The organism is Arthrobacter sp. UCD-GKA (assembly GCF_001863355.1).
In the GTDB taxonomy this organism is placed as follows: domain Bacteria; phylum Actinomycetota; class Actinomycetes; order Actinomycetales; family Micrococcaceae; genus Paeniglutamicibacter.
Window position 1 is genome coordinate 205,780 of the sequence record NZ_MOLR01000001.1, and the last position, 21,036, is coordinate 226,815.

The window sequence follows — 21,036 nt, forward strand, 5'->3', positions numbered from 1 at the left end:
CATGGCGGAGCGCTTGGAGCCTTCCGGTTTCACGACCCTGAAGCTCACCGAATTCGACGACCGGCTCTATGTCCGGCTTGACCGCCCGGAGGTCAAAAACGCCATCGACCAGCTGATGGTCGACGAGCTGCACGCGGTGTGCGCCTACCTGGAGGCCACCCCGAAGGTCCTGGTGCTCTCCGGCACCCCGGCGGACCCGGGCACCGGCACCAAGGGCATCTTCGCCTCCGGCGCCGACATCGCCCAGCTGCGGATGCGCCGGCGCGACGATGCGCTGGCGGGGATCAACTCGGGCATCTTCGACAGGCTCGCCAAGCTGCCGATGCCGGTCATCGCGGCCCTGGACGGGTTCGCGCTGGGCGGCGGGGCGGAACTGGCGTACGCGGCGGACTTCCGCATCGGCACCCCCGAGCTGCGCATGGGCAACCCCGAAACCGGGCTCGGCATCATGGCCGCAGCCGGAGCCACCTGGCGGCTGAAGGAGCTCGTGGGCGAACCCGTCGCCAAGGAGATCCTGCTGGCCGGGAAGGTGCTCACGGGCGACGAGGCCCTGCGCGTCGGGCTGATCACCGAACTCGTCGAGGGCAAGGACCTGCTGGAGGCCGCCTCCGCACTGGCCGACCGCATCGGCAAGCAGGACGCGCTGGCCGTGCGCATCACCAAGTCGGTGTTCCACGCCCCGCGCGAGGCGCACCCCGTCATCGACACCCTGGCCCAGGGGATGCTCTTCGAGTCCCAGGCCAAGTTCGACCGCATGCAGGAATTCCTGGACAGGAAGAAGAAGCAATGACAACCCTCCCCAATTCACTCCCCGCCAAGGTCGGTGTGCTCGGCGGCGGACGCATGGGCGCAGGCATCGCCCACGCGTTCCTGGTCAACGGGTGCGATGTGCTGGTCGTCGAGCGCGACGAGGCTTCGGCCATCGCGGCGCGCGAGCGCGTCGAATCGGCCGCGGCGAAGTCGATCGAGCGCGGCGCCACCGATGCGAACCTCGGCGAGATGGCTTCGCGCCTGCACGTCTCGGTGGACTACGCCGACTTCGCCGACCGGTCCCTCGTGGTCGAGGCGGTCCCGGAAATCTGGGACCTGAAGGTCTCCTCGCTGCAGAGGGTCGAGGAAAACCTCGCGCCCGATGCGATCCTGGCTTCGAACACCTCCTCGCTGTCGATGAGCGGACTGGCCGCCGAGCTGCAGCGCCCGGAAAACTTCCTGGGCCTGCACTTCTTCAACCCGGTGCCGGCCTCGACCCTGATCGAGGTGGTCATCGCCAAGCAGAGCTCCGAAGAAGTGATCGAGGCGGCCCGCGGCTGGGTCAAGGCCCTGGGCAAGACCGCGGTGGTCGTCAACGACGCCCCCGGCTTCGCCTCCTCTCGCCTGGGCGTGGCGATCGCGCTGGAGGCCATGCGCATGGTCGAAGAGGGCGTCGCAAGCGCCGAGGACATCGACAACGCCATGGTGCTGGGCTACAAGCACCCGACCGGGCCGCTGAAGACCACCGACATCGTGGGCCTGGACGTGCGCCTGGGCATTGCCGAATACCTGCACGAGACCCTGGGCGACCGCTTCGCCCCGCCGCAGATCCTGCGCGACCTGGTCGAGGCGGGCCACCTGGGCCGCAAGACCGGCAAGGGCTTCTACGACTGGAACGACGCCAGGTAGTTCGCCGAACCGCGCAGCCGGTGCCCGGAGGCGTTCCATCGCCCCTCCGGGCACCGGCCCTTGCCTGCCCGTGGGCCGGGCCATGCGGGAAACCGCGGGAGATCTTCGGTAGCGTGGAACAAGGCCCGCACGGCGGGCCATCAGGTTGTCGTCCGGGGGAGGGGAAGATCCGCAGATGCAGGCGCTGACCATGCGTATCGGGGTCCCGGCCGGGGACGCGCCGGAGTTCGAAAGCCGCTTCATCGACCACCTGTGCACCGCCTTCGCGGACGTTTTCGGGCTGGTCTCGGCGGAGCTGGAATTTCCCCGGGACGGGCAGGCCCGCCACGCGGTGGTGCCGGAGTTCGGCTTCCGGGAGCAGGATGGAGCATGGAATCAGTGAGCAATTCGATGGACCAGCCGAGATGGGAAGGCGCCGTGAACGCGCGCCAGGTGCTGGGGAAGATCTACCGCATGGGACGCAGCGAGTGGCTGACCACCACCGGGTGGCAGCAGGCCTACGCCGACGGGGTGCGCACCGTCATCGACCTGCGCAATCCCGGCGAACGGACCCGCCGGCACACCGATCCCGACGTCGACGAGGCCGCCAAGGCGGGGATCAGCATCATCAATTCCCCCACCGAGGAGCCCGGCCACCCGGAGTTCGAGGCGCTCGCGGTGCCCTACATGAACCACCCGCGCATGTATCCGGAGAACCTCGCGTTCTTCCCCGAACGGATTGCCGAGGTGTTCCACCAGATCGCCGCGGCCGAGGGCAAGATCGTGCTGCATTGCTCGGCGGGACGGGACCGCACCGGGCTGATCGTCTCGATGCTGCTCGAATTGGTGGGCCGCGAAGACCTGCTCGAACCCCAATACGAGGCAGCGTTGCGCGGGATCAACGACTGGCACAGGATCAGCGCCTACAAGCACCCTCACGAGTCCTACCTCGAGGAACAAGACCTCCTCGGCCCGCTGCACGAACGGCTCCGGGCGCTGGGGGAGTTCGTCGCCTCGCTGCGCGTCGAAGACTTCCTGCGGGAGCACGGGCTCAGCGAGACGGAGCTCGAAGCGATCAAGAACCGGCTCACCTGAATTTCCCGGCATCCGGAGCCCGCGCGCCGTAGGCTGAATAGATGACTCAGATTGTTCCCGTGACGCTGGCCGGTTCGCTGGTCACGCTCGAACCGCTGGCCCCATCCCACCACGACGAACTGGTGGCGGCCGTGCGCGACGGCGAGGTCTGGAAACTTTGGTATACGGCGGTACCGTCGCCGGAGCAGATGGGCGCGGAGATCGACCGCCGGCTGGCGTTGCAGGAGGCCGGCTCGATGCTGCCCTTCGTCACCCGGCGCAATGCCGATTCCGTGGTGCTGGGCATGACCACCTTCATGGACATCGACCCCGTGCTGCCCAGGGTGGAGATCGGCTCGACGTGGAACCGGGCCTCGGTGCGGGGAACCGGCACGAACGTCGACTCCAAGCTCCTGCTGCTCACCCATGCCTTCGAGGTCCTGGGCTGCCCGGCCGTGGAGTTCCGCACGCATTGGATGAACATGGCCTCCCGCGCCGCAATCGAGCGCCTGGGTGCCAAGCTTGACGGGGTGCTGCGCGCGCACCGGCGCACGGCCGACGGATCGCTGCGCGACACCTGCGTGTACTCGATCATCGCCCCCGAATGGCCCCAGGTCCGTGCCGGACTCGAACACCGGCTGGCCAGGCACCTGGGCAACCAGGTGCAGCGGAGGACGGAACCACCGGGTCCCGCCGCGGGAACGGGAAGCGCGACCCCGGCAGCCGGCGGTCAGCCGTCGAACGGCGCCCGCGTGTAGCTGAACACGATGACCTCCGCCGATACCTCGGCGGAGGGGGCGAAATCGACGAAGACCGACCCGACGCCGTCGGGCAGGCCGCCGGAGCCTCCCGAGGAACCGCTGGTGTTGCAGGTACTGGAAGCGCCTCCGTAGTCGCTGCCCGTGGTGCCGTCCGCGATATCGAGGCTGTACCGTGCGTCCTCGGCGCACCAGACGTAGTGCCCGATGGCGTTGGCCTCGTCGTCCAGTTGGATGATGGCACGCTGGCCGCCGTCGGACTTTTCGGCATAGAGCAGTTGCACGGACCCGGGAACGGCGGAGTCGTAGGTGAAAGTGCCCTCGAGCATCGCTCGGGCGGGGGAGCTTTTCGAGAGGCCCGACACCCGCTCGGCGAGTCCCTCGGCGGAGTAGGTCTTCAGGTCCGGGACCGGGGTGCCGGGTACCGGCTCGAGCGGCAGCGGCTCGGCGACCGGGGAGGAGGCCGGTGGCGGCAGCTCCAGCGGGACGCAGCCGGTTGTCGCCGAAGCCAGAAGCGCTGCCGCCAACGCAGTGGTCAGATACCGTTTCATCGTTTGAGCCTAGCCGTTGGAGCGGGCCAAGCGGCAAGCGCACAATAACGTTTGGGCATCATCTGGGCGGAGGGGAACGGACGGCGGCGGCTGGCCGGGACCGCCCGAAGGCGGCCCCGGCCGGGTCTCAGCGCCCGCGCCGGCCAGCGGGTTGGCCAGGGTGCCGGCGTAGATCAGCCCGCCGGACTGGTCGGTGAGATCCAGCATCTGCGCGTTGTTGCGCAGCTGCAGCCGGTTCAGGCAGGAGAGCTCGAAGTCCGCGGCAAAGAGGTCCAGCGCATCGAACGCCGCGGCCGTCTCCGGGTGCCGGTCGCGGTAGTCGCGCAGGCTGCGTGCGGCGGTGTCCCAGAACCGATCCTCGCTGCAGATCCCCTCGCGGGCCAGCAGCGGCGCGAGGAAGCGCAGGAAGCAGTCGACGATGTCGGTGAAGACCACCAGCCGGCGCTCGGCGTCCGGGACCGCGGCACGGATCCGCTCGACCTGGGGCGGCAGCGGCTGCCGGTCCCCGAGCACCGCGACCTCCTCGGCCAGGTCCTTGTGCAGCACCTTTACCGGGACCGAATCCTCCAGCACCAGGATGACGTTTTCCCCGTGCGGCATGAACGCCAGGTCGTAGCGGCACAGGCAGTGCACCAGCGGCACCAGGTAGGCGTCGAAGTAGCGGGCCAGCCAGTCGGTGGCCGCGAGCCCCGAGCGGCGGATGTGCGCGGCGGCCAGCGAGGCGCCGGCCGAATCCACGTGCAGCAGCGAGGCCATGGTGGCCAGCTGCTGCCCGGGCGCGATCGACCCGGCGGGGGACTCGCGCCAGAGCGCGGCCAGCATCTTGCGCTGCGGGGCATCGGGGCCGGCAGCCTCGTAGAGCGGGTTGGCGTAGCCGACCGCGGCGATCTCGCGCAGCAGCCCCACGTTGCCGCGGGCCAGTTCCGCGTCGTTCGCGAAGATGCCGGTCAGCCACGCGTTGATGGCCGGGGTGCCCTCCATGTAGGCGGCCGAGAGCCCGCGCATGAAGCCCATGTTCAGCACCGACAGGGCGGTCTTCACGTAGTGGCGCGTCGGCGCGCTGCGGTTGAAGAAGGTGCGGATCGACTGCTGCGGCTGGTAGAGGTCCGCCCCGGCACCCAGATGCACCAGGTGCCCGCTGGCGACATCCCCGGCGAAACCGACGGAGAGCTTGTGCTCCCACTGCCAGGGGTGGACCGGGATGAGCACGAAGTCCTCCGGGTCCAGGCCGCTGGCCGCGCAGGCCTCGGCGATCCGTGCCCGGAAGCGCGCCAGCTGCCGGGCACCGAGCTCGTCCTGCAGCAGCGTCTCGACATCCAGCCCGGGCAGCGTGCTGTAGCTGGCGCGGGAGCCGTGCGCGGCAATCCACTGCAGGGCCAGGGCCGCCCCGGTCTCCGGGGCGTGGTCCAGGTAGCCGGTGGCGCCCAGGCCCAGCCGGCCGTTGTTGGCCACGAAGCACGGGTGCCCCTCGGTCATCGCGGCCTCGGTGCGCTGGAAGTCGGCGACCGCGTCCCCGGTCCCGGCGGCCAGCTCTGCCGCGCTCGCCGTGGAGTGCAGCTGCTTGTAGCAGTGCGAAGCCAGGGTGCTGGTGATTTCCTCGAGGTACACCGGCAGCTGGGCGTCGGGCATGCCCAGGGTGTCGCGGAAGGCCAGCACGAAGGCGGCGGCGTCCGGGGCCGCAGGCTCCCCGTTGACGGTGGCTTCCAGCGAATCCGGGTCGATGACCCAGTGCTCCAGGGCGTGGACGGTCGCGGAAAAGCGGTATGTGTGGGTTCCGGTGCCCACGGACCAGCCGCCGTCCGCGGGCACGGGGGCCAGCAGCCGCTCGTGGGTGAACTCGGCAATCGCCTTGGCCAGCAGGTGGCGGTTGGCGTTCTCCCAGCGGCCGGGGGACAAGTGCACGGCGGCACTTGCGGGGCGGGCCGTCGCGGCGGCGAAGTCCGCCCTGGTGCAGATCGAAAGCAGCGCGGTCTTGGCCGGGGTGTCGTCCCCGCCCGGCAGCTCGATCCGGCCGGCGGGGCGGAAACCCAGCCGGGAGTTCAGCGAGTGGACGGCGGTGTTCGCGGCGTCGGGCTCGACCACGATCCGCAGCACCGCCGGATCCGCGAAGAGGTGGGCGAGCGCCGCCTCCATGGCCGCGGCGCTGAAGCCCGGCAGGGCCTTGCCGTCCCCGGGGCCGGCGAGCAGCAGGTGCATGCCGGTGTCGCCGTGCCGGTGGGCGTAGCGGCCGGCCAGCGCCGAGTGTTCCGGGGCATAGTGCTCGAGCAGGAACATCGGTTCCGGTTCGGCCGCACCGCGCGGGGCGGGCAGCAGGCCCAGCAGCACGTGGTGGTGCGCCGAGCCGTCGAGCTGCTCGTAGGCGGCGCGGACCTCGGGGACGGTCGTGCCGATCATGCCCCAGTAGCGGGCCCGCTCGGTGTTCACCCATCCGTGCAGCAAGGCGGCGTCGGTTCCCGGATCGAAGCGGCGGAGGGTGAAGTCGGTGGCCGCCGGCGCGGTGCGGCGGGCCGGGGGAAGGACGATGGCGGGCGTGAAAATCATGCGTGGGCTCCTTCGAGCGTGGGGGAGGGCGATGCGGGGGCGGTGGCGGGGCTGCCGAAGGACTGGAACCCGATGCGTTTTTCCACCGCGTAGTGCTCGTATCCCAGGATCCGGTTGATGATCACGGAGTTGCGGTACGCGCCCATGCCGAGGTCGGGGGCGGTGAAGCCGTGGGTGTGCAGCTCGGCGTTCTGCACCAGCACGTCGCCGTCGTTGTTGACCGCGTAGTTCCGGTCAACATCCAGCCGGCCGTCGGCAAATCGGTTGATGCGCTCCCCGAGCCCGGCCAGGAAGGCCGGCTCGCGGTAGGCGTAGCCGGTGGCCAGCACCATGGTGTCGGCCACGGTGGAGAACTCCCCGCCGTCGTCCTGGTTGCGCAGCAGCATCTCCAGGGCGCCGTCGCGGTGTTCGATGCCCTGCAGGGACGTGGCAGCGCGGAGGGTGGCCGGGGCGTGCCCGGAGACCTGGCGGCGGTAGAGCAGCTCGTGGATCTCGTCGATCAACTCGGCGTTGATGCCCTTGTACAGGCCCTTCTGGCTGGCCGAAAGCGCGTCGCGGGTGCCCTGCGGCAACCCGTGGAAGTGGTCGATGTATTCCGGTGAGGTCATCTCCAGGGTCAGCTTGGTGTATTCGAGCGGGAAAAAGCGCGCGGAGCGGGTCACCCACTGCAGGTGCTGCTCCGGACCCAGGGTCCCGAGCAGGTCGGCGAAGACCTCCGCGGCGCTCTGTCCGCTGCCCACCACCGCGATGCGGGAGCCCGCGGCGATCGCTGCGCGGGCGGGACGGTAGCCGCTGCTGTGCACCGCGGCCCCGGTTCCCAGCACGGATGCGGGGACGGAAGCGGGCAGGTGCGGGGTGGTGCCGGTGCCCAGCACCAGGCGGCGGGTGCGCACGGTGGAGACGCCGTCGCCGGTGTGCACGTCGAGCTCGTACAGGCCGTCGGCGTAGCGGGCCGCGGCCACGTGCGCACCGAAGCGCACCGAGGGCAGGCGGGCGGCCGCCCAGCGCAGGTAGTTGTTGTATTCCTCGCGCAGCGGGTAGAAGTTCTCACGGATGTAGAACGGGTAGAGGCGTCCGGTGTCCTTCAGGTGGTTCAGGAAGGAGAGCGGGTGGGCGGGATCGGCCATGGTGACCAGGTCGGCCATGAAGGGAACCTGCAGGTGGGTCCCCTCGAGCATCATGCCCGGGTGCCAGGCGAATTCCTCGGCGCGCTCAAGCACCAGCACCTCGAGCCCCGGCGCGGTGTCCGCCAGCGCCGCGAAGCCGAGGTTGAAGGGGCCGGCGCCGATGCCCACGGCATCCCAGATTCGGTCGTGAATCGGCGCGCTCATGCGGCAGCCATCCCGGTGCGCATCTGGCAGATCGCCCGGCCGCGGGACACCACGGCATCGAGGATTCCCGCGACGTCACCGTGCGTGGTGTTCGGGTTCAACAGCGTCAGTTTCAGGTGGCGCACCCCGTCGATGGTCGTGGCAGCGACCATGGCTGCCCCGGAGTCGTAGAGTGCCGTGCGGATGGCGTTGGCCAGCGGCTCGGTCGCGGTGTCCGTGGCGGCTTCGGGGCCAGACGGCACGTAGCGGAAGACCACGGTGCTCAATTGCACCTCGGCGGCGAGCTCGAGCTCGGGGTGCGCTTGAACCATCGCTGCGGCGGCGGCCGCGAGGTCCATGACCGAGTCGAACATCTGCCCGATCGCCTCGGTGCCCAGCGCGCGCAGCGTCACCCAGAGCTTGAGGGCGTCGAAGCGGCGGGTTGTGGCCAGGGACTTGTCGACCTGGTTGGGGGTGCGCCCGGCCTCGGCGGCGGGGTTCAGGTACTCGGCGTGGTGCGAGACCAACGCAAGGGCCGCCCGGTTGCGGACCAGGATTGCGCTGGATCCGATGGGCTGGAAGAAGGACTTGTGGAAGTCGACTGTCACCGAATCGGCTGCCTCGATCCCGGCAAGCATCCCGCGGTGTCGCCGCGAGGCCAGCAGCCCGCAACCGTAGGCGGCATCGACGTGGAACCAGGCCCCGTGTTCGGCGGCCAGGGAGCCGATGGCCACCAGCGGGTCGATGGAGCCGAAGTCGGTGGTCCCGGCGGTGGCCACGATGGCCATGGCGCGCAGCCCGGCCGCTCTGTCCTTTTCCAGTGCGCGCCGCAGGGCGGAGGCGTCCATCCGGTGGAGCGCGTCGCACTCGATGGCAACGACCGCCTCGGCGCCCAGCCCCAGCAGGGACGCGGAGGTGGAGATGCTGAAGTGGCTGTCGGCGGAGGCATAGATGCGCAGTCCGGCGAGGCGCTCGGGCAGCGACCCCGGGGCCCCTGCCACCGCGGTGTTGCGGGCCAGCAGCATGGCCTGGAGGTTCGAGGCGGTGCCGCCGCTGGTGAACACGCCGTCGGCGTCCGGGCCCAGCCCGGCCAGGCCGGCTGCCCAGTCGACGAGCCGCTGTTCGATGAGGGTGGCGCCGGCGCTTTGGTCCCAGGTGTCCATCGAGGTGTTCACCGTGGTGACCAGGGCCTCGGCGGCAATTGCTGGCAGGGCGACAGGGCAGTTCAGGTGGGCGGCGTAGCGCGGATGGTGGAAGTAGACCGCATCTCGCAGGTACAGCTCGGTGGCCTCTTCCAGGGCTGCGGCCGTGCTGCCCAGCGGTGTGCGCAGGTCCACGGCGTCGAGCCGGGCGCGCAGGGCTTCCGGGCGGGGCCCGGTGGTGGGGCCCGTGGCTCCGGCAATCGTTCGGGCCGCAAGCCGGGCTGCGGAGGCGAACTCCTCGGCCATTCTTTCGGCGGTATCGCTGGTGAGCAATTGCCCGGCAGCAAGGTCAGCAGGGGAGGACAGGGATTGCGCCAGTTGACGTTGGGGCGTCATGGGGCTCCTTCAATATCGGTGACTGCCACGATGCGAGATGGAAAGGTTATGCTTACCTAACTCGTGACCAGATATTAAAGACACAGTGGCGGGAGCTAATGCAACTTAAGTTCAACAAGCAACCAAAAATTCCATGTCGGACGGCCCAAAGTGGCCGTCGTGTTTCTGCGTGCCCGGAAATGACCGCAGGACGCCAATTGCCGGGTGTAACAATTCGGAAGGAACCAAGGAAGAGGCCTGGCGTTGACAAGGCATGGCGGCGTCGGGAAGCGGCACCTTCAAAGGTTGCGCGCGTCCACCATGAATGGAATGCGCGCCCGGAGACCGGGTGCGGCCTTGGGGTTCTTCAGTCCTCTTGCGTACCGGTGTAGGCGACCACGCTGAGCACCATGTCGGATTCACCCTCGAAGCGGACCTGTATCTGCCCGGCTTCCTGGGTTTCCCGCAGGCCGGCACGCATGCCGCTGGGACCCTCGGAACCGCATGAGCCCACGCTGCTGCTGCCGCCTGTTTCCCGCCCATTGCCGTCGATGACCGAGAAAGCGTGCGGTACTGACCTTGAACAGGTCAATTCAACGCTGATGCGGTCGCTGGTGAGATTGCGGGGCAGTTCAAAGTCCATGCTGGATGAGAAGCGTTCGGCCAGCACCACGTGCTCGCTGCCCGGTTCGCCATCGTCGAGCGGGTGCAGGCCCTGCTGGATCTGGTGGGCGGCCATGGAAGGCGGCAGCTGCGAGATTCGCTTTCTCAGCCCGTCCGCGGAATACGGCTGCAGGGGCACCGGTGTTTCGGTCACCTGGATGGGCAGCGGGTGTGCATCGTGGTTTCCGCCGCTCGAGGAGGAAGGCTCCGGGGCATCGTTGCTCCCGTCAATCGGCATGCAGGCCGTCAACAACAGCCCCAGCCCGGCCAGGGTCGCAACCACCATCGAAAAACGGTTCATGACCTGACCCTATACGCATGCTTCGGCGTGTGGGCGGTTTAGTGGGTTCGATCCCGCATCATTCGGGATTCACTGCCCTTCAGCGCGCGTGAGGGTCACGACGCTGAGTTCCATCCCGGATTCCCGGTCAAAGGCGAGTTGCACCTGGCCCAGCTGGGGGTTGCCCCGGATGCCGATCCCAAAGCCGCTGGGCCCGCCGGGCGAACACTCCGATGACGAGCCGCCGCCCAGCGGGGCCCCGTTAATGTCGAAGAGCATGACCTCGAAGCCGATGCTCTTCGAGCAGGCCACCTCGATGAGGACCATGTCGCCCGGGTTTTCCCGGGGCAGTGCAAAACGGCTGCTTGCGGTCAATTGCTCTGCCAAAAGCACCTGTTCGCTGCCCGGGACTCCATAGTCGATGGGGTGCAATCCCTGTTGGATCTGGGGTGCGGCCATCGAGTGCGGCAGCTTGGCGATCCGCTGGTCGAGGTCGATGGTGCTGTATTCCTGCAGCGGCAGATCCTCACGCGGCGCTTCGACGGGCGGCACATAGGTGTCGCCGGTGGAGCTCGTGGATTCGTCGGGTGTCGGGACGGAGGTGTTCCCGTCAATCGGCACGCAGGCCGCCAGCAAGAGGCCAAGGCCGGCCAATGCTGCGATCAATCCCGAAAAACGCTTCATGGCCTCACCTTATCTGCGCCGCCCGGTACCCGCTCGCTTCGGCAACCCATCCTTGCAATGTGTCGGATTCCCTCGGGGCGTTCCTACGCCAAGAACGAAGAGGCCTTGCCGCTGGACCGGGCGCGCTGTTGGCTCGAAGCATGAAACAGATTCTGTTGTTGGGCGGGACCGGGTGGCTGGGGCAAACCATTTCCCTCCAGGCGCTGGACCGCGGACACTCGGTGACCGCGCTGGCCCGCGGCACCAAGCCTTTTACCCCTGGTGTCCGCGCCGTGATCGCCGACCGCGAAGCACCTGACGCCTACGAACAGGTGGCGGGCCGGGCCTGGGACCTGGTCATCGAGCTCACCGACAGGCCGCCTTTCGCACGGGAGGCGGTGCAACACCTTGGCGGATCGGCCGGGAACTGGGTCTTCATATCCTCGTGTTCGGTCTATGACCTCCAGTCCGAACCCGGCGCCGACGAGACCGCGAGGACCGCCGAACCGCTGCCCGGAGCGGAGGACGGGGAGGATGCGGATTTCGGGCGGGCCAAGTCCGCATGCGAGGAAGTGAGCGTCCGGTATCGCAACGGCGGGGCGTTGGTTGTCCGTCCCGGGTTGATCGGCGGTCCCGGGGACCCGAGTGGACGCAGCACCTACTGGCCGCTGCGCTTCGCCGAACGCCGGGATCCGGTCCTCGTCCCGAAGGCACCCGACGGGGAAGCCCATGTGCAAATCATCGATGTGCGCGACCTCGCCGCCTTCATCCTCGACGCGGGCCTGGCCGGGGAACACGGATACGTCAACGCCGTGGGCGAGGCGCACCGCCTGGGCCAGGCGCTGGAGATGGCCCGGGAAGCGGCCGCAACCGTGGCAGCCTCCAACGGGCGGCCGGCGCCCGAACACCAAGTGGTTGGCTACGACGTGTCCAGGATGGCGGCGGACGGTGTGAATCCGTGGGCGGGTCCCACATCGCTGCCGCTTCTGCTGCCGCCGGGCGACGGATATGCAGGGTTTGCCCGCCGCTCGGATGCCCGTGCCCTGCAGCTGGGGTTGCGCCGGCGGAGCCTGCGGCAGACGTTTGAAGACATCGTCCGTTCCGGAGGGGAAACCGATGTGGATTCGCTGAGCTCCGGGCTCACCGCGGCGGAAGAACAGCGGCTCCTGGCTCGCTGAGAATCCGGCTCCGTCCCGGTGCCCGGGGCGCGGACGTTTGACACCCGGCACCGGTGGGCAGCAGGATTGAATGGTCCCATTGTCTACGAACGGACATGACGTGCTTGTAGTTCTCGCCTTCGCCTAACCGCGCCAGGACCCCCATGCCCTCCACCCCGATGCCGGGGCAAGATCGAGGCCATGGTGATGTTTCGGCGCATCCACCGTCGAAACGAGAACAACCATGCAGCACCACAACCCCATCGTCATTGACCGCCTCGGCTATTCCTGGCCCAACGGCGGCACCGTCTTCGAAGGGCTCTCCACCACGTTTTCGCGCGGAACCACCGGGCTGATCGGGCCCAACGGCTCGGGCAAGTCAACGCTCCTGCGGCTGATCGCCGGCGAACTGGCACCCGTTCGGGGCGCCATCCACACTGACTCGCAACCCGCCTACCTGGCGCAAGACATCGTCCTTGACACCCGCCGCAGCGTGGCCGACCTCATGGGAATCGCCACCAAGCTCGCTGCGCTGCAGCGCGTCCTGGCGAACACCACCGAGAACCTGGAACTCGACCTGGAAGCCGTCGGTGACGACTGGGACCTGGAGGAGCGGTCGTCGGCGCTGCTGAACGGATATCTGGAGGTGCCGGTCGCCCCGGAATTCCTGACGCGCACCGTGGGTACGCTCTCCGGCGGCGAAACCATGGCCGTGGGCCTGGCGGGGGTCGAACTCCGCGGCGCCGGCATCATGCTGCTGGACGAGCCGACGAACAACCTTGACCGGACCGCCCGCCACCGCCTCTACGACATGGTGCAGCGCCATCCCGGAACCCTGGTGGTCTCCACCCACGACAAGACGCTGCTGCGGCTCCTCGACTCGCTGGCGGAATTGCGGCCGGTGAATGTCCGGGCACTGCGGGCCGAGAAGTTCGACCTGGTGCGCTTCGGGGACTGGGATTCCAGGGCCGAGGCCCTGGGCCACGAGGGGGACAGCGCCGAGCGCCGTCTCAGCGACGCCCGCCGAAAACTGGCCATCGAGAAGCGCCAGGGCCGCGAGGCCGAGACAAAGATCGCCAGGCGGGCCAAGCAAGGCAGGAAGGCCGCCGAATCGATGCCCAAGATCCTGGCCAACTCGCTGCGCAACCAGGCCGAGGTGTCCGCCGCCAAAAACCGGGGCATCATGAAATCGCATGAAGCGGATGCTGCAGCGGAACTGGCTGCCGCACGCGAGGCGGTGCCGGTTGACCTGCGTATCGCCATCGACCTTCCGGACACCCGCGTTCCGGCGGGACGCGGCATCGTCGAAATCCCGGTCTCCGCGATCTCCCGCGGGGCCGTGCTCGAACACGCCGAGCCCCTGGCGGAGGACTCGGTGCTCGCGATCCGGGGGCCCGAACGCATTGGGCTGGCCGGTGGCAACGGTGTCGGGAAGTCGACGTTGCTGGGCCAGATCGAGGCCGCGGCCAAGGTGCCGACCGGTTTCCTGCGCCAGCGGCTTGGCGCAGCGGAATCCGACGGCTGGGCAGGCCTCCATGACGGGCTGGGCATGTTGGAGAACCTGCGTCTGGCGGCGCCGGGCGTGGAGCCGGGGACCTTGCGGGAGAAGCTGGCGGCATTCCACTTCCGGGGGAGCCGGGTCGATGAACCGGTCTTGCAGTTGTCAGGTGGTGAAAGATTCAGGGTTGCCCTGGCGATGATCCTGCTGGCCGACCCCGCTCCCCAGCTCCTGCTGCTCGACGAGCCGACGAACAACCTGGACATGGCCACGATCGAGCAGTTGCTCTCGGCGCTCGAGTCGTTTGGCGGTGCCATGGTTGTGGCCAGCCACGACGAGGAATTCCTCGCCGCGCTGGCCACGGATCGTGAATGGGAGATGCAACGGGCGGTTACGTCGCCGGACGCATGACATGCTTGGTGCCCGGCACATGCTCTGGTGCATGGGCGACCGCCCGCGCACCGACCTCGGCCAGCGCGATGAGGGCGAAGGCGTTGGCGCCGTGCAGCAGCCCCACCCATGCCGATTCGAAGGCCACGAAGGCCAACGTGATCTGCACTGCCACGGCCAGAAGGAGCCACAGGGCCCACTTGAGTCCGGCGTGGCCCAGCAAAGCGACGACCACCAGCGCCAGCACGAGTACCGGAACGACGTACATCCCGATCATGCCGTGCAGCATCGCTGACAACGGGGGCTCGGTGGGGAGCGTCCCTGATTCCAGCGAGGGGATCAGCCCGAACATGGACCAAGCGATCAGTGCTGCCTGAACAACAACGGCAGCGGCAATGATGTGGGCAATAACCTTGTATGCGGTACGCAACGTGTATGTCCTTTCTGGGAATTGCTCAAGGTACCGAATGTGAGGGCCAGCGGTGGCCACGTGGCCGCATTTTCCTGCCGAATGGTGCGAGTGGTTTCGTGTCGTTTGCGCGGCCCAAGCGTTTTTGATGGCTAACGATAGCTCCGATGGGTGCCCGATACCAGCACGGCGAATGAACCAATTTAGCCCGTGCGGGTGTGGAGCGGTTGTCGGGGCTCCGGATGCCTACCAGGCCTCGGCGATGAGTTCGGCCAGCAGTTCCTCTCCGTCGACATCCAAGCCGCGCGACCGGAACCAGCCGCAGATGTTTTGGCAGTCGCGTTGCAGCAGCCCGACACCGCGTTCATTCCCCGCAAGGTCGACAAATTGCGGCAAGTCGATGACGACGATACGGTCCCCGGCGGCGAGCACGTTGTAGGGGGAGAGGTCCCCATGGGCAAATCCCAGCCGCGCAAAGACCTTCATGGCGTCCACGATTTGTTCCCAGTAGCGGACCAGCCGCTCGGGGTCGGGGCGCACATGTTGCAGGCGCGGTGCCGCGGCGCCCGGGGCCTCGGGATCCTCGATGAACTCCATCAKGATTTCCGTGCCCATGATCTGTACCGGATAGGGAACCGGGGCGCCTGCCTCGAAACAGAGCCGGAGGTATTGCCATTCGGAACTGGCCCAACGCGAGGCCTCCACGAGCCGCCCGTAGGTGCTGCCGTTTTTCAGGGCCCGGGCATCACGTGAGCGCCTGACGTTTCGCCCCTCGGTGTAGGTCGAGGACCGGGTGAAGGACCTCTGCTCCGGTGAACGGTAACGCTTGGCAGCCAACAACACGTGTTGGTCCGAGGTGGCCCGCTCGACCAAGAAGACGTCGGCCTCCTTGCCGGTCTTGAGCACGCCGAGCTCGGTGTCGATGGCACCGGCATCTTCGATGACGAACTCGGGGTAGGGCAAGGGCCCCCGCATGAGTTTCTCGGTGGCCGGCCAGGTTGACCAGCGCTGTGATTCCGAGAGCTGGTCGTCAAGATAGTTCCAGTCATCCGCGCGATCGGTGTGCTTGGTGTTGGCGCCCGCGGATCGCCGTTCAAAGGTGTCTGGAAAGCTGTTTTCTACGTAATTCTGCATTGCTGGAGTAACTCCTGTGGGAAGGAAAGCATGGATCCGGGGTCACGGCTGGGACACTCATTGGTTTCCTCCTCAGGTAGTTACTGTTGCAGTCGCTTCAAGGACACCACAACTCATTGGCGTGTGTCAATCACTTGGGATCATGGGCTTTGGGTCGGGATGGGTGCCATTGCCGAGCATAACGATAAGCATTATGGTTGCATGAAGGTCCGGGGAGCTTCCTCCCCGGTCTACATCAAGCGGGGCGGAGCCGGGACAATGTCCATATTGGGAACTATCGTCATGTTGCTTATGGCGCTTCTGGTGGCACTGCTTGTGGCGCCGTATGTGCACCGGAAGGGCGGGACCCCGGAAGTTGGACTTACTCGGTGGGTGGCCATCGCCTACGTGGTGATTGCCGGCGGAGCAACAATCTACCGGCTTGCCGAGATCGCGATGAGTCCCAATCTGAGAATCAGCATGCCGGTGCAGGAGTTCTGGCCGCAGATCCCCGCAAGTGCGGGTGTGGAGGGGCCAACCGCTCAGGTGGTTTCCGGTGGATTCACCGAGGCCCTCGTCGAAGTCCAGGGACTGGCATCCGGAACGCGGTGGCTGCTCGGGGCGGGAGAGCTTCTTCAGGGGATTGCGGCACTTTTCATTGGGGCAGCGGTCATCAGCATGTGCAACGGACACCTCAAGAATTCGAGCTTCAGGCCGGCGCTCGTCAAGTGGTTCTCCGCCGCGGCCGTGGTGATTGTGGTGTGCGGGCTGGTCTGGCAGGTGCTCGAAGGCATTGCGGGGTTGCAGGCATCCGAGCAGGTGCTGGGAGTTGTCGGGGCGCACTGGGATACGGCCAGCATGGGCCGCGAAAGCCTGAATGACATCATTGGCCAGCTGGAGCCAAGCGGGTTCGCGCTTCAAGTGAATTTCTGGCCGCTCTGGGCCGGGCTTGGACTGTTCACCACGGCGCAGATATTCAAGCGCGGACTCGAAATGCAAAAAGACACGGCAGGACTGATTTAGTGGCTCGCGAAGAGTCCGAGGACCACACCGAGATCAGATGCCACTTGGGGGAATTGCTTGAAGAAAGGTCGATGACGCTGGTCGAACTGGGCGAGCGGGTGGATATCAGCGTGGTGAACCTGTCGATTCTCAAGAACAACCGTGCCAGGGCAATGCGCTTCTCCACGCTGCAGGCGATCTGCAAAGCCCTGGACTGTGAAGTCGGGGAACTGCTCAGCTACGTGCCGGAGCGGTAGCAGGCCAACGCTCGCCTGCCGACCTTGTGTAGGTGGCGTTGCTGGACTACTTCTTGATGTCGATGATCAGGTTGGTGATCCGCAGGGTGCATAGGCGCTCGCCGGCCTCGTTGTCGATGACGACCTGGTGGCTTGCCATGCGCCTGCCCAGGCTGATGGGGGTTGCGGTGATCGTGATGATCCCCTCGCGTGTTCCCTTGTGGTGGGTGGCCGAGACGTCCACGCCCACCGCGGACTTGCCCATGGTCGAGGCGTGCTTCACCGCGGCCCAGGAGCCGACGGCCTCGCCCACGGCCAGCGAGGCGCCGCCGTGCAGCAACCCGAATGACTGGCGGTTTCCCTCCACCGGCATGGTGGCCACGACCTTCTGCACCGATTCCTCGATGATTTTGACGCCCATCTTGATATCAAGCTCGCCCAGGGCAATTTGCCAGACTCCGTCGATGGAGGCTTCCGGGGTGGGCGCGGTGGGGCGCTCTGCGCTCATGCTGCATTTCTCCTGAAATTCGAGGCTGTGTGACGCCCGAGGCTCGTGGCGTTCTTCCCCATACTGTACTGTGGTTGCTAATACTGACCGATCGTTCAGGAAGGATTTCGTCGATGACGACAACTCCCATGGCTCCACTCGTTCCCAGCTTCGTCCAAAACTCCTGGTGGACCCCCTCCGATCCCGACGGTGGGACCTCCGTGCTGGATGCCAACACCGGTGAGCCCCTGGCCACGGTCAACAGCGACGGCCTGGACCTTGCCGCGGTCGTCGAGTACGGCCGCACCGTCGGCCAGCGCGAACTGGGCAAGCTGTCCCTGCACGAACGCGCCCTCAAGCTCAAGGAACTTGCCACATTCCTCAACGAACGCCGCGAGGAACTCTACGAGATCTCCTACCGCACCGGCGCCACCAAGATCGACTCGATGGTGGACATCGACGGAGGCATCGGCGTGCTGTTCACCTTCTCCTCCAAGGGCCGGCGCGAACTGCCCAACTCCAACGTCATCCTCGACGGACCCATGGAAGTGCTCTCGCGCGACGGATCCTTCGCCGGCGAGCACATCTACACCCGCATCCCGGGCGTTGCGGCACAGATCAACGCCTTCAACTTCCCGGTCTGGGGCATGCTCGAGAAGTTCGCACCCGCCTTCATCGCCGGGGTGCCGACCATCGCCAAGCCAGCCACCCCCACCGGCTACGTCGCCGAGGCGATGGTGCGCCTGATGGTCGAATCCGGCATCCTGCCCGCCGGTTCCATCCAGCTGATTTCCGGTTCCGCCCGGACCCTGCTGGACGTGCTTGACTACCGCGACATGCTCTCCTTCACCGGTTCGGCCTCCACCGCCTCGGCGCTGAAGGCCCACAAGAACGTCATCGACGGCGGAGTGCGCTTCACCGCCGAGACCGACTCGCTCAACGCGGCGATCCTGGGCCCGGACGCCGTGGTGGGAACCCCGGAATTCGACGCCTTCGTCAAGGCCGTCACCACGGAAATGACGTCGAAGGCCGGCCAGAAGTGCACCGCCATCCGCCGCAACATCGTCCCGGCAGCGCTGGTCGACGACGTGGTCAAGGCCGTGGGCGGGCGCCTCGATGCTCGCGTGGTCATTGGCGACCCGCGTGCCGAGGGCGTCACCATGGGAGCCCTGGCCTCCCTGGAACAGCTGCGCGACGTCCGCGGCGCCGTCGAGGACATGATCGCCGCCGGCGGCGAGATCGCCTACGGCACACTTGACGCACCGGTGGTCCGCACCACCGGCGGAGAGGAAAAGACCGTGGATGCCGGGGCCTTCATGTCCCCGCTGATCCTCACCTGGGACGACGTGGAAAACCAGGCCGTGCACAGCCGCGAGGCCTTCGGCCCGGTCTCCTCGGTGATCGGCTACACCGACCTGGATGATGCCATCCGCCTGGCGGCCATGGGCTCGGGCTCCCTGGTGGCCACGGTCTGCACCAACGACGCGGACACGGCTCGGGTCCTGACCACCGGCATCGCCTCGCACCACGGGCGCGTGCACATGCTCAACCGCGAAACCGCCCGGTCGTCCACCGGCCACGGTTCCCCGGTGCCGCACCTGGTCCACGGCGGCCCGGGCCGCGCCGGCGGCGGCGAGGAACTCGGCGGCATCCGCTCGGTCAAGCACCACATGCAGCGCACCGCCATCCAAGGCTCGCCCAACATGCTCACCGCCGTCACCGGCGTCTGGCACACCGGTGCCGACCGCGTGATTGCCGGGGATCCGGAATTCGGTGCCGTCGCCGGTGCCATCCACCCGTTCCGCAAGTCGCTGGCCGAGCTGGAGATCGGGGACGCCTTCGCCTCGCCGCTGCGCAAGGTGTCCCTGGAGGAGATCACGGCGTTCGCCAACGAAACCGGCGACACCTTCTACGCGCACACCGACCGCGCCGCGGCCGAGGCCAACCCGTTCTTCCCCGGCATCGTCGCCCACGGGTACCTGCTGGTCTCCTGGGCCGCGGGACTCTTCGTCCAGCCCGCCCCGGGACCGGTCCTGGCGAACTACGGCCTGGAGAACCTGCGCTTCATCACCCCGGTGCCGGACGGGGACTCGATCCGGGTCACGCTGACCGCCAAGAAGATCACCCCGCGCGTCACCGACGAGTACGGCGAGGTCGCATGGGATGCGGTCATCAACAACCAGGATGGCGAGATCGTGGCCACCTACGATGTGCTGACCCTGGTGGAGAAGGAAGACACCACCTACGCCAACTGGGGCAAGTAGCCCCGGGCCGCGCGTCGGCGCGGACACTTCCATTGGCCGGACGCCTGGCTCCCTTCGCGGGTGCAGGCGGCCGGCCATTGCCGTTGGCCGGGAATGCGGGCGGGCCGCGTGGTCGGCCGCGCCCTGGATGTGAGAAGGTAGCGGGCAGGGCAAGGTACCCAACTTCCGCATGGCCCTGCGCCGGATAGCCCCCGAGCACACACGAGGAACGAGGATTCGATGAATGCACCGGTCATCAAGGATGCGAACGCCTGGACCGAACGCGAACAACTTGAATTCCTTGGGTCGCCGCAGTTCGCCGGGATCCTGGCCGATGTCGTTCGGCCCATGGGGCTGGCGGATGCCAAGATCACCGTGGCCGAGTTGCACCACCGGCCCGGCGCCGGGGTCTCCGGGGTCTTCGAGGCCACCGATGGATCCTCCACGCTGTACCTGGGGGCCACGGCCGAAAAGCTCGAGACGGTTCCCGAGGGGACGGTGCAGCTGGACAGCGGACAGGGAAGTATTGTCGTCTGGCTTCACCCGGCCGACCCGCTGCTGCCCGGACTTCCCCTGGCAACCACCCCGGCGCTGGTCGAGGAACACTGGGGCGGGGGCCGGGTGATCGAGGAACTGCGCACCCTGGCCTATCGACCGTTGCGCCGGGCAGTGATGCTGGCGCGATTCGGCGACGGGCAGCAATTGTTTCTCAAGGTGCTGCGCAAGGACGCCGAACTGCTGCACGAGAAACACCTGGCGTTGTTGTCCGCCGGAATCCCGGCACCGATACCGGCGGGGCCGCCGATCGACGGGGTCCTGGCCTTTCACCGCGCCCACGGGGTGCCCCTGGCCGAGGATCTCATGCACGCCCCGGAACTGCCGCTGGCACCGCAACACATCATCGGGCTGCTCGACGCGCTGCCGCAAGCACTCCTGGAGGTCCCGGCTCGGCCGGCTTGGTCCGACCGCCTGGGCTGGTACGGGCATGCCGCGCAAACCGCCGTCCCCGACCAGGCCGGACCTATCGGTGAGCTGCTCACACGCCTGGCCCGCATCCTGGAAACCGCGCACCGCGGTGACCTGGTGCCCAGCCACGGGGACTTCTACGAGGCGAACATCTTCGTCGAGAACGGGAACATCACCGGGCTGCTCGACATTGATTCGGCCGGCCCAGGGTACCTGGTCGACGACCTGGCCTGCTTCTTGGGGCACTTGGCGGTCCTGCCCGACCTGGACGCGCGCTACGGGCGCGTCAACGGCTACTTCGAGGATTATGCCGCGGCCTTCGAGACCGAACTCGGGAACCGCGGGGTCTCGGCCAATGGACTGTATGCCCGGGCAGCGTGCGTGGTCCTGTCGCTCGTGGCAGGAGCCCGCGACGAGGCGAATCCCGACTGGCATGCCGTGGCCCTGGCCCGGTTGGCATTGGTGGAACAGTTGCTGGCCCGCGCCGAATAGGCCCCCGGCGGCGAAGATGAGAGCTTTCTCATCCGGCTCTCCTCTTCG

19 protein-coding genes and 1 pseudogene are annotated in these 21,036 nt (G+C 67.5%); 11 read left to right on the forward strand and 9 right to left on the reverse strand.

The features are described from left to right. The first annotated feature begins 1 nt into the window (after position 1). From BLJ79_RS00940 to BLJ79_RS00960, 5 genes and pseudogenes are all read left to right on the forward strand, one after another. Positions 2-790: an enoyl-CoA hydratase/isomerase family protein gene (locus BLJ79_RS00940; RefSeq protein ID WP_071212787.1), complete on the forward strand. Its 789-nt coding sequence runs from the start codon at positions 2-4 to the stop codon at positions 788-790. Then, positions 787-1,659, forward strand: coding sequence for a 3-hydroxyacyl-CoA dehydrogenase family protein (locus BLJ79_RS00945; protein WP_071212788.1), 873 nt, complete (start codon positions 787-789; stop codon positions 1,657-1,659). The genes BLJ79_RS00940 and BLJ79_RS00945 overlap by 4 nt, the downstream gene beginning before the upstream one ends. Positions 1,660-1,834: 175 nt before the next feature. Continuing rightward, a complete protein-coding gene (locus BLJ79_RS00950) occupies positions 1,835-2,041 on the forward strand; it encodes a hypothetical protein (RefSeq protein WP_071212789.1) in 207 nt (68 codons plus the stop codon). Next, positions 2,029-2,733: a tyrosine-protein phosphatase gene (locus BLJ79_RS00955; RefSeq protein WP_071212790.1), complete on the forward strand. Its 705-nt coding sequence runs from the start codon at positions 2,029-2,031 to the stop codon at positions 2,731-2,733. Before BLJ79_RS00950 ends, BLJ79_RS00955 begins: the two co-directional genes overlap by 13 nt. A 41-nt stretch (positions 2,734-2,774) precedes the next feature. Then, a pseudogene (locus BLJ79_RS00960) lies at positions 2,775-3,359 on the forward strand (GNAT family N-acetyltransferase); the annotation flags it as partial. 83 nt (positions 3,360-3,442) lie between these two features. Here BLJ79_RS00960 and BLJ79_RS23210 read toward each other — a convergent pair. The 6 genes from BLJ79_RS23210 to BLJ79_RS00990 form a co-directional block, all read right to left on the reverse strand. Beyond that, positions 3,443-4,021 carry a hypothetical protein gene (locus tag BLJ79_RS23210; RefSeq protein WP_175475356.1) on the reverse strand — a complete coding sequence of 193 codons (579 nt, stop codon included), beginning with the start codon at positions 4,019-4,021 and terminating at the stop codon, positions 3,443-3,445. A 9-nt stretch (positions 4,022-4,030) separates the two neighbouring features. Next, positions 4,031-6,562: a GNAT family N-acetyltransferase gene (locus tag BLJ79_RS00970; RefSeq protein ID WP_071212792.1), complete on the reverse strand. Its 2,532-nt coding sequence runs from the start codon at positions 6,560-6,562 to the stop codon at positions 4,031-4,033. After that, positions 6,559-7,893, reverse strand: coding sequence for a lysine N(6)-hydroxylase/L-ornithine N(5)-oxygenase family protein (locus tag BLJ79_RS00975; protein ID WP_071212793.1), 1,335 nt, complete (start codon positions 7,891-7,893; stop codon positions 6,559-6,561). The genes BLJ79_RS00970 and BLJ79_RS00975 overlap by 4 nt, the downstream gene beginning before the upstream one ends. After that, complete coding sequence (locus BLJ79_RS00980) at positions 7,890-9,410, reverse strand: pyridoxal phosphate-dependent decarboxylase family protein (protein ID WP_071212794.1); 1,521 nt, start codon at positions 9,408-9,410, stop codon at positions 7,890-7,892. The genes BLJ79_RS00975 and BLJ79_RS00980 overlap by 4 nt, the downstream gene beginning before the upstream one ends. A gap of 346 nt (positions 9,411-9,756) precedes the next feature. Next, positions 9,757-10,353, reverse strand: coding sequence for a hypothetical protein (locus BLJ79_RS00985; RefSeq protein WP_139194658.1), 597 nt, complete (start codon positions 10,351-10,353; stop codon positions 9,757-9,759). 69 nt (positions 10,354-10,422) lie between these two features. Beyond that, the gene (locus BLJ79_RS00990) at positions 10,423-11,016 is read right to left on the reverse strand and encodes a hypothetical protein (RefSeq protein WP_071212796.1); all 594 of its coding nucleotides are present in this window, start codon (positions 11,014-11,016) and stop codon (positions 10,423-10,425) included. Between the two features lie 140 nt (positions 11,017-11,156). Between BLJ79_RS00990 and BLJ79_RS00995 the strand changes: the two genes are divergently transcribed. Next, positions 11,157-12,173 carry an NAD-dependent epimerase/dehydratase family protein gene (locus BLJ79_RS00995; RefSeq protein ID WP_071212797.1) on the forward strand — a complete coding sequence of 339 codons (1,017 nt, stop codon included), beginning with the start codon at positions 11,157-11,159 and terminating at the stop codon, positions 12,171-12,173. Between the two features lie 223 nt (positions 12,174-12,396). Beyond that, positions 12,397-14,061 (forward strand): ATP-binding cassette domain-containing protein, encoded by a 1,665-nt coding sequence (locus BLJ79_RS01000; protein ID WP_071212798.1) that lies wholly within the window; start codon positions 12,397-12,399, stop codon positions 14,059-14,061. On the opposite strand, the gene BLJ79_RS01005 is transcribed toward BLJ79_RS01000, so the two are convergent. Next, entirely contained in the window at positions 14,042-14,470 is a 429-nt protein-coding gene (locus BLJ79_RS01005) for a hypothetical protein (RefSeq protein WP_071212799.1), read from the reverse strand. The two genes, BLJ79_RS01000 and BLJ79_RS01005, sit on opposite strands and share 20 nt — an antisense overlap. Positions 14,471-14,695: 225 nt before the next feature. Then, entirely contained in the window at positions 14,696-15,583 is an 888-nt protein-coding gene (locus tag BLJ79_RS01010) for a serine protein kinase RIO (protein WP_071212800.1), read from the reverse strand. A 372-nt stretch (positions 15,584-15,955) separates the two neighbouring features. On the opposite strand from BLJ79_RS01010, the gene BLJ79_RS01015 reads away from it, so the two are divergent. Then, positions 15,956-16,585: a hypothetical protein gene (locus BLJ79_RS01015; protein ID WP_139194659.1), complete on the forward strand. Its 630-nt coding sequence runs from the start codon at positions 15,956-15,958 to the stop codon at positions 16,583-16,585. Further along, positions 16,585-16,821, forward strand: a complete 237-nt coding sequence (locus BLJ79_RS01020) for a helix-turn-helix domain-containing protein (protein WP_071212802.1) — start codon at positions 16,585-16,587, stop codon at positions 16,819-16,821. The genes BLJ79_RS01015 and BLJ79_RS01020 overlap by 1 nt, the downstream gene beginning before the upstream one ends. Positions 16,822-16,867: 46 nt before the next feature. On the opposite strand, the gene BLJ79_RS01025 is transcribed toward BLJ79_RS01020, so the two are convergent. Continuing rightward, on the reverse strand, positions 16,868-17,308 hold the full coding sequence (locus BLJ79_RS01025) for a hotdog fold thioesterase (RefSeq protein WP_071212803.1): 441 nt from the start codon (positions 17,306-17,308) through the stop codon (positions 16,868-16,870). Positions 17,309-17,421: 113 nt separating this feature from the next. Here BLJ79_RS01025 and paaZ point away from each other — a divergent pair, with 113 nt between their 5' ends. Together paaZ and BLJ79_RS01035 are read left to right on the forward strand one after the other, a co-directional pair. Beyond that, positions 17,422-19,551, forward strand: coding sequence for a phenylacetic acid degradation bifunctional protein PaaZ (gene paaZ / locus BLJ79_RS01030; RefSeq protein ID WP_071212804.1), 2,130 nt, complete (start codon positions 17,422-17,424; stop codon positions 19,549-19,551). 219 nt (positions 19,552-19,770) lie between these two features. After that, on the forward strand, positions 19,771-20,988 hold the full coding sequence (locus tag BLJ79_RS01035) for a phosphotransferase (RefSeq protein ID WP_071212805.1): 1,218 nt from the start codon (positions 19,771-19,773) through the stop codon (positions 20,986-20,988). Positions 20,989-21,036 lie beyond the last annotated feature (48 nt).